Origin of the sequence: Pseudotabrizicola sp. L79 (assembly GCF_036553525.1) — a bacterium.
In the GTDB taxonomy this organism is placed as follows: domain Bacteria; phylum Pseudomonadota; class Alphaproteobacteria; order Rhodobacterales; family Rhodobacteraceae; genus Pseudotabrizicola.
This window is the reverse complement of sequence record NZ_JAZHDA010000040.1, coordinates 58,702-73,764: the sequence shown is the minus strand read 5'-3', so window position 1 is coordinate 73,764 and position 15,063 is coordinate 58,702. Positions and strand designations below refer to the sequence as shown.

Here is a 15,063-nt window from a genome sequence, read left to right as displayed (position 1 = left end):
GAAGGCCGCCATTTCCTATTCTGCCGCTGCCAAAGGCGTGGCACTTCGCGGGCCTGACAGAGCGGCAACCTTGTCGCGCAACGCCCGTTGTTCGGCATCCAGCAGGGCGATACGCTCGGCCAGCACATCGGCGGGCGGGCTTTCGGGATCTGCTTCCCGCTTGCCGACAAACCGGCCAAAGACCCAGACGACCACCCGGCTTAGATCATCCATGATCAGGTAAAACGCGGGCACAACGACCAGACTCAGCACTGTCGAGACGATGATCCCGCCCATCACGGCAATGGCCATCGGCGAGCGGAATGTCCCACCCTCTCCGACCCCAAGGGCCGAAGGCAACATCCCCGCCGACATTGCGATCGAGGTCATCACGATCGGGCGCGCCCTTTTGTGCCCGGCTTCGACGATTGCCGCCACCCGACCCATGCCCTTGGCCCGCATTTCGATGGCGAAATCGACCAGCAGAATGGCGTTCTTGGTGACGATCCCCATCAGCATCAGCATGCCGATCATCACAGGCATCGACAGCGGGTTGTTGGTCAGGATCAGTGCCGCCGCAACGCCACCAATGGCCAGCGGCAGCGAGAACAGGATGGTAAAGGGTTGGATCACTGAGCGAAACAGCAAGATCAGCACCGTCAGCACCAGCAACAGGCCCATGACCATCGCGTTGACAAAGCTGCTGACCAACTCGCCCTGAATTTCGGCATCGCCACCCGGTTTGACTTGCACCGTTGGGGGCAGATCAAGCGCGCCGACGATTTCTTCAAACCGTGTCGTGGCCAGATCCAGTGGCACACCAACGGGCAGGTCGGCCCCAACGGTGGCCACGCGCTGCCGGTTCAGGCGTTTCACAGTGGCTGGGCCCTCGGCAATGGTCAGATTGGCCACAACAGACAGGGGCACAGCACCGCCATTGGCTGTCGGCACCTTAAGGGCGGCGATGCGCGACAAGTTTTCGCGCGTTGCATCATCCAGCCGCACCCGAACCGGGATCAGTCTGTTGTCGATCGACAGGCTTGCCAAGGCGGCGTCAACATCGCCGATTGTGGCCACCCGCAAGACCGACGCGATGGTCGCCGTGGTAATGCCCAGACGCGCGGCCTCTTCTGTGCGGGGGGTGATCTGGATTTCGGGGCGTGGCAATGAACTTTCGGTAGACACATTGATCAACAGCGGATCTTGCGCCTTTTCCTCTTCGCTCAGGGCCCGTTCGATCTGGGCGATGGCCGTGTTCAGATCATCTTCGCTGGTGGACAGAATGTTATAGGAAACGGGCCGCCCACCGGCACCAGCCCCGCCAAGTTTGAAGGCAAGAATATCAGGCACGCTTGACAGCCGTGCAAAGACCTCGGCTTCAATCTCGACCTGAGGACGCACGCGCCCATTGCCCTCGGGCAGCGGCACATAGGGGCCAACAACCGGCAATTTGGCTGCCAGTTCCAAAAGCTTTTTCTCTAGCCCGTTGTCCAGCCTGTCGAGCACGACAATCACATTGGCGCGGCGGATATCGACATCACCCAGCGGTGATGTCCCGCCAATGACCAGAACGCTGTCAATGCCATCAATCCCAGCGATTGCCTGCCGCATCCGTTCGGTCGTGACCGCGGTATCCTCCAGCTTTGACCCGGGCGGCAATTCCACAGAAATGGCAAACCGGCTTTCATCATCAGGTGGGAACAGGTTCCCCGGAACTTGCAGCATGAAATAAACAGAAACGATGGTCACGGCGATGCCTGCCACAAGTGTCAGGTAATAGGCGGGGAATTTCCACTTTGTGCCGGGAATTTTAGGCGAGGCGGTGGTGTGCCGCACGACCCAGAGATAGCCCTGCATGAAGGGGCCTTCCTTGTGGTCTTCTTCGACCGCGTCTTTTGCCCGCATCAGATAGGCTGCCATCATCGGCGTAATCAGACGCGCCACCAGCAGCGAGAACAGCACCGCGATGGCAACCGTCAGGCCAAATTGTCGGAAATATTGCCCCGGAATCCCCGGCATGAAGCTGACGGGAACAAAAACCGCCACAATGGTCATGGTCGTTGCAACCACGGCCAGGCCGATCTCATCCGCGGCTTCGATGGCGGCGCGATAGGGTGTTTTGCCCATTCGGATGTGGCGGGCGATATTCTCGATTTCAACGATTGCGTCATCAACCAGAATACCGGTGGCCAAAGTCAGCGCCAAAAAGCTGACAAGGTTCAGCGAAAAGCCGATCATATCCATCAGCCAGAAGGTCGGAATTGCCGACAATGGCAAGGCCACGGCTGAAATCAGCGTGGCGCGCCAATTCTTCAGGAAGGCCAGCACCACAAGAACGGCCAGAATGGCGCCCTCTATCAGGGTGCTCAGGGCAGCATCGTAATTGCCCTTGGTGTAAAAGACCGAGTCATCCACTATCGAGATATCAACATTGGGGTGGTTGGCCCGCACCTCATCCAAGGCAGCGCTGGTGGTTTCGGCCACACTGACTTCGGACGCGCCTTTAGACCGATAAACCGAAAAAACGACGATCGGGTTGCCATCGACCGTGGCAAAGGACCGGGGTTCTTCATAGGTATCGATCACAGTGCCCAGATCAGACAAGCGCACCCGTGCGCCTGAGGGCAAGGCGATAGACATGCCTGCCAGTTGCTCGACCGTGCCCTGATCGCCCAAGGTGCGGATAGATTGTTCGCCGCCCCCCAGTTCGGTGCGGCCCGAGCCGATATCGACGTTGATGGCGCTCAGCTGTTGGCTGACCGACACGGCGGTGATGCCGTAACTGCCAAGACGAACCGGATCAAGTTCGATGCGGATTTCACGATCTGCACCGCCATAGCGGTCAACCCGGCCAACGCCGGGGCGCCCCTGCAAGGCGCGGGTGATTGTATCATCGACAAACCACGACAATTCTTCCAGCGTCATTTCCGGGGCCGACACCGCATAAGTCAGAATGGCCTGACCCTCGACTTCAACCCGGCTGACGATGGGTGTTTCAATCGTGCCCGGAAGGTCGCCGCGCACCCCATCAATGGCGTCCTTTACATCCTGAACCGCCTTGTCGGTTGCAATCTCCATGCGGAATTCAACGGCGGTGGTGGACAAGCCGTCATTGACTGTTGACGTGACGTTCTTGACGCCCGTCAGGCCGGCGACGGCATCCTCGATTTCCTTGGTGACCTGCGCCTCCATCTCAGAGGGGGCGGCACCGGACTGGGCCACGGTAACCGCAACGATCGGAACGTCGATGTTGGGGAATCGGGTGATGGGCAGGGCGTTAAAGCTCTGCCAGCCCAAAACCATCAGCAGAAAGAACCCCAGCAGCGGTGCGACCGGGTTTTTGATTGACCAAGCGGAAAAGTTCATCGCCTTACCCCTTAATTTGTGGCCGGAACCGGATTGATCCGGTCACCGTCACGCACAAAAGCCCCGGCTTTGGTGACAACCGCGTCGCCCGGTTCAAGGCCCGAGGTGATCTCAACCCAGCCCTTGTCACGGATGCCCAAAGTCACAGGCACACGATTGACCATGCCATCGCTGACTTTCATCACTGTAGAGCCTTCGTCAGCCGATCCAACGGCTGTTACAGGCACGGCCAGCGTGTCGCGTTCGGCCACCAACACCTCGGCATCGACAAACATGCCCGAGCGCACCTGACTGGGATCATCCACCTCAATCCGCGCCCTGCCCAAACGTGTGGCCGGGTCGATGGTTGGTTCGACCAGACGAATGGTGCCGGTCAACCGCGTTGGTGTTCCGACCAACCGCATTTCGGTCTTTTGACCGGCCGCAATATGCAGCAGATCAACCTCTGACACGTCGGCCTTCAATTCAAGCGCGCCGTCGCGGATGATTGAGAACATCGGCGCACCGGCCGCCGAGGCGACCGAGCCGATCACCGCGTTGCGGGCCGTGATTTCACCGGCAACGGGGGCTTTCACCTCGGTCCGGTTCAGTTGCAGCTCGATATTGGCCAACTGCGCCTCGACAAGTGCCAGTTGCGCCCGCGCGGCCTCTAGCGATTGGGTGGCCACGGTCACGCGGGCCGTTGCGGCCACGGCATTGGAATTTGCAGTGTCAGCGGCGGCCTGAGAGGCCGAGCCTTGCTGGCGCAATTTGACCGTGCGTTCTGCCACCCTCTGCGCCTCATCTGCCGATGCCTTTGCCTCAAGCATCTGGGCTTCGGCTTGGGCAATCGTCGCTCTGGCCGAGGCCAGAGAAGCAAAAAACTGGCTCTTTTGCAGTTCCAGCGTGGTTTTGGAAAGAACCGCCAGAACCTGGCCTTCTTCAACGCGGTCACCCACATCTGCCAGCAATTGTTCAATGGGCTGGCCTTCGATCAGGGGCGCCACCTGAATCATCTCGACCGGCGAAATCAGGCCGGTGACAATGACGGTGTCGCGCATCAGCCGGGGCACGACCTGTGTAATCGTGATCGAAGGCAGGCTTTGCGCGGCAGAATCTGTCGCGGCACCTGTTTCGCCCGCGTCTTGGGCAAGGGCGGGCGGTTGCAATGTCAGGGCAGCAAGAACAGCAGAGGCAATCAATACGGGTCGCATCAGGTCAGCCTTTCACGGCAAGCAGAGAGATATCTTCAAGGAGTCTGTCGATCGTGCGCAACACAAGGTCTTCCAGGGCCGGCGCATCCGGTAAATCGGGGCGTTGCATCGCACAGCTTTTCACCAGCATGACCATCAGGCGCGCATGCGTCGCCCAACGGGTATTGGCAGTCGCCACGGGCATTTGGGTTGCGTGCGCAAAGACACGCACAAGATGGTTCACGATTTCATTCTCCATCTGGCAGGCAGCAGCGCCGATTTCAGGTTTGCGCAAGGACGCAGCCGTGATTTCTGCCCAAAGCTGCCCTTCCGACCTGCATTGTGCATCCCGAATGCGCACAATGATTTTACGCCGAAAGGCCGACAAAGGATCATCTTCCTCAAGAATGGCAGCAAAATCCTGCTCCATCTCGACAAGGTTCTGCTCGATCAGGGCCGATACGATGGCCGCCTTAGAGGGAAAGTAGCGATAGAAGTTACCCACACTCATCCCAGCTTTGCGGGCAAGATCTTGCATAGACGCGCCGTCAAAGCCTTTTTCCGAAAAGACCTGACGGGCGCTGTCCAGAATATCGGCCGTGCGCTGATCGGCAATCGGGATGGGGTGGCCTTGATTCATGGGCCTTCGAATCTGGGAATGAACGTTCATTCATCAGTTGTCTTGCAAAGGCGCAGGGTCAAGTAAAAATAGGTCTGATTTATGGCATTTCCCTATGTCGCATGTGAAAAATGCCGCAACTGCAAAGGGGCACATGCCCAAGATGGCCGCTAAACCAGCTTGGACAACAGGGCCAGCAGCCTGGCCCGTTCTTGCTCTGTCAACGGGGCTAGGGTCTGGTCAGAAACGGCAAGGGCCTGATCCACCATCTGCGCATAAACCTGATGGCCCGCAGGTGTCAGGGCAACGATCACGCGCCGCCGGTCATTTGGGTCGTGCGACGTTTCGACAAAACCCAGTTTCGCCAATCGGCCCACAACACCTTTGATCGTCGCCGCATCCATGGCCGTTTCGCGGCCAAGGTGATTTTGCGACATGGGGCCAAGTTCCTGCAAGCGGGCCAGAACCGCGAATTGGGTCGTGGTCACCACAGGGATTGCTTCGGAAAACAGGGCCAAATGCCGCTGCGTTGCGCGCCGCAGAATGAACCCGATCTGTTCGTCCAGTTTGTAAGGTTTGTCAGATCCCATGCAGCGGGCTTAGACTGCGGTGATCAATGGCGCAAGCATTGTGACAGATGGCGAATGCCCCGTTGACAGATGCGGGGTCGCGGCCTCAAACTGATTTGCATGCAAACAAATGCCGACACATCGGCAGATCAAGGCGAGGTCACATGAACGCCTATGCGCGCCCGCAAACTCTGGAAGAAGCCGCAGTGATTTTGCGTGGTGGGCCCAGAACGGTTCTGGCGGGCGGCACGGATCTTTATCCACAAGCCGGCCAAACGCTGGGTGGTGCGGTGCTGGACCTGACGGCCATTCCCGATCTGATGGGCTTTGATGACAGTGATGGCCTGCGCATTGGTGCCTGCACCACATGGACACAGATCGCAGAGGCAAATCTGCCCCCGTCTTGCCATGCCTTGCAACACGCGGCCCGACAGGTGGGTGGGCGACAAATTCAGAATGTGGGCACCATTGGCGGCAATTTGTGCAATGCCTCGCCCGCGGCAGATGGTGTGCCCCCCCTTCTGGTTCTGGATGCAGACGTTGAATTGCTGGGCCCATCTGGCCGGCGCAGCCTGCCCTTGGGCGAATTTTTGCAAGGGCCTCGCCAAACCGCGCGCCAGGAAAATGAGATCATGACAGCCATCATTCTGCCGGCTGCGTCTTTGTCGGGGCAGTCGGGCTTTGTGAAACTGGGCGCGCGCGCCTATCTGGTGATTTCGATTGCCATGGTCGCTGCGCGGATTACGGTTGCCGAAGGCAAGATCATAGCCGCGGCCGTGGCTGTTGGGGCCTGTTCGGGCACGGCCCGGCGTCTTGGGGCGCTAGAGGCAAAGTTGATCGGCCAAACGGTAGGTTCTGCGATTTCCGCGATATCCGAGACTGAAATCGCGGCCGCTTTGGCGCCGATCAGCGATGTGCGGGCAACGGCAGATTACCGTATGGCCGCCGCCTGTGACTTGATCCGCACCGCAGTAGCAAAGGCCTTGGCATGATCTCGTTTTCGCTGAACGGCGCGCCGGTTTCGGTTGCGGCAAACCCGACCACACGTCTGACACAGGTCTTGCGCGATCAACTGGGCAAGACCGGGACCAAGGTTGGCTGTGATGCCGGTGATTGCGGGGCCTGCACGGTGATGCTGGATGGCGCGCAGGTATGCGCCTGCCTTGTGCCCGTGGGCCGGGTGCAGGGGTGCAAGGTAGAGACGGTGGAATCCGCCTCGGAAGATCTGTCGCGCTTAAAGGCCGCTTTCCTGCGCCACGGGGCAGCCCAATGCGGCATCTGCACCCCGGGTATGCTGCTGGCGGGGGTAGATTTGTTGCGGCGCAATCCTCATCCCGATGAGACTGCGGTAAAGGATGCGCTGGGCGGGGTTTTGTGCCGCTGCACCGGGTATCGCAAGATCATTGCAGCCATCTGTGACGCGACCCCGGCGGATCAAAGCCCGTCGTCAGGCCCGGTTGGCGCTGTGTTGCCCCGAGTTGACGGGGCGGCCAAGGTGGCGGGCGATCTCTTTGGTGCCGATCAGGTGCCCGAGGGGGCGCTGACCTTGGCGGTGATCCGCTCTCCTTATCCGCATGCGGCGTTTCGCTTTGGCGATTTGGCCGCCTATGCCAAGCGCCCCGGCGTGGCGGGCATCTTCACGGCGGATGATATTCCGGGGCGCAATGCCTATGGCGCGATTCCAGCCTTTGCCGACCAACCGGCCATTGCGCAAAGCCCGGCACGGTTTCGTGGCGAATGCGTCGCCCTGCTCGCGTTCGAGCCTGGAATCGAGACGAACACAGCCGATTTTCCCGTTTTCTGGACAGAGCTGCCCGCGCTGACAGTGCCCGATCAGGCCGAGGCACCGGGGGCAGCACTTATTCATCCCACCCGAGTTGGGAACAAGTTGATCGAAGGGCTGGTCCGCAAAGGCGATGCTGCAGATGCGATGCAGTCTGCCGATCTGGTGCTTAGCGGCGAAATGGAAACCGCCTATGTCGAACATGCCTATATCGAGCCCGAGGCCGGGTCGGCGTGGATGGATGGCGACGTTCTGGTGATCCGTGCCTGCACACAGGCGCCGATCATGGATCGCGATGATATAGCGCAGATTCTTGGCCTTTCGCCTGATCATGTGCGGATCATTCCGACAGCCGTTGGTGGTGGGTTCGGATCAAAGCTTGATGTCAGCTTGCAGCCTTTGCTGGGTCTGGTCGCGCTGAAAACCGGGCGGCCTTGCCGATTGGTCTATTCACGAAAAGACAGCATGACCTCGACCACAAAACGCCATCCTGCCAAGATGGCTGGGCGCATTGGGTGTGATGCCAGTGGCCGCATTCTGGCGGTCGAGTTTGATGGCCAGTTCAATACCGGGGCATATGCAAGCTGGGGGCCGACCGTGGCAAACCGCGTTCCTGTGCATGTGTCTGGCCCTTATCTTACCCCCAATATCACCGCCCGTGCCCGCGCAATTCACACCAATGGCCCGATTTCAGGTGCCTTTCGGGGCTTTGGCGTGCCCCAGGCCGCGCTGTGGCAGGAAACGATCTATGATCGCCTGGCCGATCGCCTGGGAATCGACCGGCTGGAATTTCGCATCCAGAACGCCCTGCGCGATGGCGATGCCACGGCAACCGGGCAGGTGGTGCAGGGGGTCGGGATTCGCGATTGCCTTTTGGCCCTGCGCCCGCATTGGAAACGGGCCTTGTCAGAGACAAAACCGGGCCGCGGCGTTGGCGTTGCGGCCTGTTGGTATGGCTGCGGGAACACCTCTTTGCCAAACCCGTCCACCATGCGCCTTGGCATCACACATGCAGGCCGGTTGGTCTTGCACCAAGGGGCCACCGACATTGGCCAGGGGTCGAATACGGTCATGGTCCAGATTGCTGCCGAAGCGTTGGGCCTGCCGGTTTCAGACTTTACGCTGATCGGCCCCGATACAGCCTTGACGCCCGATGGCGGCAAAACTTCGGCCAGCCGCCAGACCTTTGTTTCTGGCCGTGCGGTCAAGGCAGCGGCCGAATCGCTGCGGGCGTTGATTTTGCGCGTGTCGAACGCAGGCGAGGGCGCAAAGCTTGCGCTGGATGGCGCACGTCTGTGTGTCGATGATGCGGGCCAACGGCATGTCGTTGACTTGGCAGGCTTGCCTGCCGACCGTTTTGGCTATGCGCTGTCGGCTGAGGAAACCTATGATCCGCCGACCACAGGGCTGGATGAAAACGGGCAGGGCAAGCCCTATGCCCAATACGGCTATGGTGCCCAGATGGTTGAGTTGCAGGTGAATCCCCGCCTTGGCACGGTTCAGTTGCTGAAGATCACTGCCGCGCATGATGTGGGCCGCGCCATCAACCCACAACTGGCCACCGGCCAGATCGAAGGCGGGATCGCCCAAGGCATTGGCTTGGCCCTGATGGAGGAATATCTGCCAGGCCGGACGGAAAATCTGCACGACTATCTGATTCCGACCATTGGCGATGTGCCCCCGATCGACAGCCTGTTGATCGAGGTGCCTGATCCCGAGGGCCCCTTTGGCGCCAAAGGTTTGGGCGAGCATGTGCTGATCCCGACCGCGCCTGCCATTCTGAACGCCATCCGCCATGCGACGGGGGCTGAAATCACACGCGTTCCGGCGCTGCCCCACCGGGTATTGGCAGCCATGGGGGCAAAGCCATGACAGATGATCTGCCCCCCCGCGCCGATGAAAAGATCCGCTGCGATGCCTGCCCGGTGATGTGCTACATCGCGCCGGGCCAGACCGGGGCCTGTGATCGCTATGCCAACGACGCAGGCCGCATTGTGCGCACGGATCCAGTGGTGATGCTGTCGCATGCTGTCGAAAGCGGTGCTCAACTTGTGCCATTTGCGGCGCGCGACTGGGATGGCAACCCCTTTCCTGACGATACCTTTGTGACGGGCATCGGGTCGGGCACCACCTATCCCGACTACAAGCCCGCGCCCTTTATCGTGTCGTCGCGGGTTGCGGGTGCCGATATGGTGACAGTCGTGACAGAAGCGATTTTTTCCTATTGCGGGGTGAAGGTCAAAATAGACACCGACCGCTTTCTTGGCCCCGAAGGCGCTGTGGTGCGGGTCGGAGGAGAGCCGATTGGCCATGTCACCACCGCAGAATATGGCAGCCAAATGCTGTCGCTGGGCGGGGTGCATCATCTGACAGGCGGCACCAAGGCCGAGGGGCGCATCACCTGTGCGGCTTTGCTGGCCCTGTGCAATGGCGAACCGGTAGAGATGACGATTGATGCAGGCTCAACCATCACTGTACAGGCCGGAAAAGCCCCGATCGTAGATGGAAGTGCCGAGCGGCGGATGCGGGTTGGCTGTGGGTCGGCCACCATTGGGATGTTCGCCAGCCAGTGGCATGGGCTGGTCGATGAGGTGGTGGTGGTTGATGACCATATCACAGGTGTGGTCAGCGAACACCAGGCCGGCAAGGTGCTTGGGTGGGAACCATCGGGCATCAAGATCAAAGGGCACCGTTCAACGCCTGGCCGCTATTTCCGCGTGTCAGAACCGGGTATGGGTTGGGGCGGCACCAAGCTGACGGATCCGTTGCAGATTTTGGGCGACTGGAACCCCAAGAAAGGCGCGCGCCCCGGCTTGCGGTTGTTGATGGTTTCGACCACGGGCGAGGAATTCGCTTATTTTGAGCTGGATCAGTCCCTGATCCCGCAAGAAAAGCCGCTGCCTGCGGCTTTGGTGCCAACTGTTGGGCTGATTGATGAAAACTGTGAACCATCGCTGTGCACGGTGTTGTTCATGGCCGGTGCGGGTGGCAGTTTGCGGGCTGGGGTCACGCAAAACCCGGTGCGATTGACCCGGTCTGTGCAATCGCGCCGCACAAGGCTGACCAGCGGCGGCGCCGAATGCTATGTCTGGCCGGGTGGTGGGATCACCTTTATGGTGGACGTGACCGAATTGCCGAAAGGCGCCTTTGGCTATGTGCCAACCCCCGCCTTGGTTGCCCCGCTGGAATTCACTTTGCCGCGTGCTGACTATCTGGCGATGGGTGGGCACGCCGATGCCGTCCGCACCTTGGCCGAATTGCGCCACGAAGGCGGCGAATACACCACAGCCGCGCGGGTCGAGCCATGGCCCAAGTTGTGACAGCACCTTGGCGCCAGCCCGCCGGGGCGCAGGTCAGGCGATGGCCCGATGGTCGGCTGCATTTGCACCACGGCCCCATCGACATCCTTGCCGAATGCTGGGGAGAGCCGACGGCAATCGCAAATGCCTATGCGCGTGCCGCCACCAGATTCGGTTCTGTTCTGGCGGAGTTGGTTGCCGAGTTGCCTGCGCTGCGGTCTGAAGGGGCAGAGATTACAGGCCAGATTGCCAATGTTATGGCAGGGGCGGTCGCCCCCTTTCGCCCCGCCTTTATCACGCCAATGGCCGCCGTTGCGGGGGCAGTGGCCGATGCAGTGCTGGCAGCAATGGTGCAACCGGGGGTCCAGCGGGCCTATGTCAACAATGGGGGGGATATTGCGGTTTATCTTGCCCCGGGTCAGCACCTGACCTGTGCCATTGCGGCGCAACCTGGTTGTCCTGATCGGCTGACACTTCGTGCGTCAGACCCGGCCCGGGGGATTGCGACCTCAGGCTGGCGCGGGCGCAGCTGGTCATTGGGGATTGCCGATAGTGTGACTGTGTTGGCGAAAACCGCAGCCATGGCTGATGCAGCGGCGACGATGATCGCCAATGCTGTTGATCTGCCGGGCCACACGGGCATTACGCGCCAACCTGCCCACAGCTTGCAGGCTGACAGCGATCTTGGTCAACGGCTGGTCACGGTGGCGGTGCCCCCGCTGACCGCCGACCAGCGCGATTTGGCCGTGGGGGCGGGCTTGGCTGCGGCCCACGCCTTTCAGCGCCGCGGGCTGATTGAAGCTGCGGCCGTTTTCCTTCAGGGTGACATACGGATGACAGGGGCTTTCCCCTTGATCTTACAAGCGGGGGCACATGGCTGAGTTCAAGATACGCAAGATCCTGACACAGGTGGAAGAAATCTATCACGAAGGTGGCCCTCCGGCCGATCCAGCCCCGATGCGTGGGGCCATTTATGCCATTTGCGCCAATCCTTTTGCAGGTCGCTTTGAACCCGACCTGCAGCCTGCCATGGAAAGCCTTAAGCCGCTTGCCCTGCAGCTGACGGATCGTCTGGTTGCGGCGCTGGGCGGGCGCGCGGGGATTGATGCCTATGGCAAGGGGGCGATCGTGGGCGAGGCCGGCGAGAGTGAACATGGCGCGATCTGGCATGTGTCGGGCGGTTATGGCATGCGCGACCGTCTGGGTGAATGCCGCGCGATCGTGCCCTCGGCGATGAAAGTGGCCGGTATGGGCGCGCAGCTGGATATTCCGCTGGGGCATCTGAACGCAGCCTATGTGCGATCACGCTTTGATGTCATCACCATCGCCTGCGAAGACGGCCCGCGCGCGCATGAGGTGCTGTTCGCCCTTGCCATGGCGCGTGGCGGGCGGGTTCACAGCCGGATGGGCGGGCTAGAGGTGGATCAGGTTACAGGGGTGGACGGCTTGCGCTGATGATGAACAAGGGGCCAAAGTCCAGCGACGGCAGTCGTCAGAAATCGTCAACGGTTCTTGGCCCCGCTTTCCTGCTGTCGGTTATCCCCGGACTGGCCTTTGCCTGCGCATTGCCGCCCAGCGTGATCCTGACCTTACCCACGGGGCACTACATTACCGGGGCGGCCCTGACCGTGTTGGTCACGGCACTGATGGGGGCCGCGATTCACCGCCTGCCCGATTTGCGGGCCATGCCCCTCATCAACCGCAGGGTCTTCGTCCCGGTTTCTGTATCATCTTATATCGCGTTTCTTGTGCTGCTGGGCTTGCTGCTGATTGGCCTGTTTGGTGCGCGTGATCCGATGCACAATCTGCTGACCTTGGTGTTCTGGACCGTGGTCTGGGTTGCCGTGCCATTGTTGTCGATCGTGTTTGGCAATTTGTGGCGGGCCATCAACCCCTGGACAGCACCAGTGCGGCTGACCCGGTCGGTGTTGGGGCGGCAGGGTGGAGTGGGCCTTTCGCGTCTGGGGCATTGGCCAGCGGTTGCAGGATTTGCGGGCTTTAGCTGGTTTCAGATGGTGTCTTTGGCCCCCGATGATCCCTTCATTCTGGCGGTCTTGCTGGGCCTGTATTGGATGCTGATCTACCTGTTGGCGGTGGCCGAGGGCGAGGCGTGGCTAAAGCAGGGCGAGTTCCTGACAGTCTTGATGACCTATCTGGCCAAGGTATCCCCCCTGTGGCTGGAAATCGCCGACAACCGGGCGCGCTTGATGTTGGGGTGGCCGGGAACCCAGATCTTGAAGATGCCACCCCTGTCGCTCTCGGCCATGGCTTTTGTCACAGTGGCCCTTGCCTCGCTGACATTCGATGGGCTGCACGAAACCTTTTGGTGGATGGCCGTGATCGGGGAAAACCCGCTAGAGCCGACGGGCCGATCAGCGGTGATGCTGGCGAACAGCCTTGGCCTGTTCGGCGTTTGGGTGCTGACGGTGGTGATGCTTGGCCTTGCGCTTGCATTGGGGCGCAAGATCGGGGGGCATGGTTTTGCGGCGGGGCCTGTCATGCTGTCGTTTCTGGCGATTGCGGCGGGCTATCACGCGGCACATTACCTTGTGACCTTGCTGACAACGGGCCAATACACGCTGGCCGCCCTGAACGATCCTTTGTTTCGGGGCGACAGTTTGCTGGGGCTGCCTGCCTTTTATGTGTCATTCGGGTTTCTGACCGATGCGCGGGGGATGTCGCTGATCTATGCCGCCCAGTTCTGCGCCATTCTGAGCGCGCATTTGTTGGCGGTGTTTCTGTCTTTGCGGCTTGTTGGTGTGGGCATGCGGTTTTCTGCGCATCTTCCGATGACGGCGTTGATGGTCGCCTACACCGTTCTTGGCCTGTGGTTGTTATCGACGGCGCGCAGTGGCTAGAAAACCATGGACTTTTTGTTTGCATACGCCCAACCTTGATCTTAGAGGCGCGCGGCAAAAGACGCGCCACCAACAGTGGAGAGAATGATGACGACCAAAATGACAGGCTTTGCGCCGTCGCGGCGTACGCTTCTCAAGGGCGCGGGGGCAGGTCTGCTGACCAGTGCTTTTGCTGCACCTGTTTGGGCGCAGGCCGCGCCAATCAAGCTGGGGTTTCAGTTGCACCGCACCGGCATTGGCGCCGCCTATGGCCGCTGGTACGAACGCACAGCCCAAGCCGCACTTAAGCTGGTGAACGAGGGCGGCGGCATCAACGGGCGCCCGGTTGAGATTGTGTTCGAAGACGATGGCACCGACCCAAAGCGCGGTGCCGAAGTGGTGGAAAAACTGACCAGTCAGCATGACTGCGATCTGATTTTCGGGCCCCTGTTTTCCCATGTCGTGATTGGCTCGGCCCCTCGTGCGGGGGAAATGCAGGTGCCCTATCTGGTCTGTTCCGAAGGCTATCACGTTGCCAGTGGAATGCTGAACCGTTGGACGATGCAGCCCGGCATCACCGATGTTCGGGCGCAGGTTTCGTCTATGGCGCCTTGGGTGCTGGCCAATCTGGGTAAGAAGGTCACAATGGTGTTTCCTGACTACGCCTTTGGCCATGATCACCGCGATTTCTTTACCGCGGCCGTGCAGGCCGGAGGCGGTGAGGTGATTGCCCAGATCGCGATTCCCCCGACGGAAACCAGCTTTACCCGCTATCTGCCGCAAATTCCGGCTGATACCGAGGTTCTTTATCATGTCATGGTCGGCCCGGCCGTTCTGACCTTTGTCAAGGAACTGGGCGAATTCTATGGCACCGGCACTCGTCCCGAAATCTTTGGGTTCATCGACTCGCTCGAGGCCGTCGATATCGCCTCGCCGGGGTTAGAGTTTCTGGAAGGCACCCATTTCTGGGAGGGCCATTGCCGCGCCAAACAGCCAGATGCCCCGGAATATGAATCCGCCTATCGCGCGGCAGTGGGGGTGGATGACACTGGCGCAAGCGTCAGTGACGCCAAAGATATCTCAACCTATGCCCATATGTTCAGCGTCTGGGAAACGCTGCATGTGATCAAGGCCGGGATGGAAGCATCAGGCTATCAGGGCACAGCTGACCGGCAAAAATTTGTCGAAGCAGTTGAGGCCATGACCGACATGCCCGCCAGCCTTGCCCATGTGCAGGGCGACAAACGGTTCAATGGCAAGACGCATCAGGTGTTTGGCCATCAGTTCATCTCAAAGGTTGAAGGTGGCAAACTGGTGCGGGTGCATACCACCAGTCTGGAAGACGGCATGTATGACGATGCGGTTGACTATACCGCGCAAAGCTTTTGATGCCATCGGGCGCGGTGGCTGACGCCGCGCCTGCCCAACTGTTTCAGGAA

11 protein-coding genes are annotated in these 15,063 nt (G+C 60.3%); 7 read left to right on the top strand and 4 right to left on the bottom strand.

From position 1 onward, the window contains the following. Window positions 1-15 precede the first annotated feature (15 nt). The 4 genes from V3C85_RS01650 to V3C85_RS01635 all read right to left on the bottom strand — a co-directional run bounded on the left by V3C85_RS01650 (window position 16) and on the right by V3C85_RS01635 (window position 5,726). Window positions 16-3,345 (bottom strand): efflux RND transporter permease subunit, encoded by a 3,330-nt coding sequence (locus V3C85_RS01650; RefSeq protein WP_331793337.1) that lies wholly within the window; start codon window positions 3,343-3,345, stop codon window positions 16-18. A gap of 11 nt (window positions 3,346-3,356) precedes the next feature. Beyond that, a complete protein-coding gene (locus V3C85_RS01645) occupies window positions 3,357-4,538 on the bottom strand; it encodes an efflux RND transporter periplasmic adaptor subunit (protein ID WP_331793336.1) in 1,182 nt (393 codons plus the stop codon). 4 nt (window positions 4,539-4,542) lie between these two features. Beyond that, window positions 4,543-5,187 (bottom strand): TetR/AcrR family transcriptional regulator, encoded by a 645-nt coding sequence (locus tag V3C85_RS01640; RefSeq protein ID WP_331793335.1) that lies wholly within the window; start codon window positions 5,185-5,187, stop codon window positions 4,543-4,545. Window positions 5,188-5,306: 119 nt separating this feature from the next. Continuing rightward, window positions 5,307-5,726 carry a MarR family winged helix-turn-helix transcriptional regulator gene (locus V3C85_RS01635; RefSeq protein WP_331793334.1) on the bottom strand — a complete coding sequence of 140 codons (420 nt, stop codon included), beginning with the start codon at window positions 5,724-5,726 and terminating at the stop codon, window positions 5,307-5,309. A 143-nt stretch (window positions 5,727-5,869) separates the two neighbouring features. On the opposite strand from V3C85_RS01635, the gene V3C85_RS01630 reads away from it, so the two are divergent. From V3C85_RS01630 to V3C85_RS01600, 7 genes are all read left to right on the top strand, one after another. Continuing rightward, a complete protein-coding gene (locus V3C85_RS01630) occupies window positions 5,870-6,697 on the top strand; it encodes an FAD binding domain-containing protein (RefSeq protein ID WP_331793333.1) in 828 nt (275 codons plus the stop codon). Next, window positions 6,694-9,360, top strand: a complete 2,667-nt coding sequence (locus tag V3C85_RS01625) for a molybdopterin-dependent oxidoreductase (RefSeq protein WP_331793332.1) — start codon at window positions 6,694-6,696, stop codon at window positions 9,358-9,360. Before V3C85_RS01630 ends, V3C85_RS01625 begins: the two co-directional genes overlap by 4 nt. Continuing rightward, entirely contained in the window at window positions 9,357-10,808 is a 1,452-nt protein-coding gene (locus tag V3C85_RS01620) for a 6-hydroxynicotinate reductase (protein WP_331793331.1), read from the top strand. The genes V3C85_RS01625 and V3C85_RS01620 overlap by 4 nt, the downstream gene beginning before the upstream one ends. Then, entirely contained in the window at window positions 10,793-11,668 is an 876-nt protein-coding gene (locus V3C85_RS01615) for a UPF0280 family protein (protein WP_331793330.1), read from the top strand. The genes V3C85_RS01620 and V3C85_RS01615 overlap by 16 nt, the downstream gene beginning before the upstream one ends. Further along, entirely contained in the window at window positions 11,661-12,242 is a 582-nt protein-coding gene (locus V3C85_RS01610) for an amino acid synthesis family protein (protein ID WP_331793329.1), read from the top strand. Before V3C85_RS01615 ends, V3C85_RS01610 begins: the two co-directional genes overlap by 8 nt. After that, window positions 12,242-13,645, top strand: a complete 1,404-nt coding sequence (locus V3C85_RS01605) for a hypothetical protein (protein ID WP_331793328.1) — start codon at window positions 12,242-12,244, stop codon at window positions 13,643-13,645. Before V3C85_RS01610 ends, V3C85_RS01605 begins: the two co-directional genes overlap by 1 nt. 87 nt (window positions 13,646-13,732) lie before the next feature. Beyond that, window positions 13,733-15,013 carry an ABC transporter substrate-binding protein gene (locus tag V3C85_RS01600; RefSeq protein WP_445941965.1) on the top strand — a complete coding sequence of 427 codons (1,281 nt, stop codon included), beginning with the start codon at window positions 13,733-13,735 and terminating at the stop codon, window positions 15,011-15,013. Window positions 15,014-15,063: the final 50 nt, after the last annotated feature.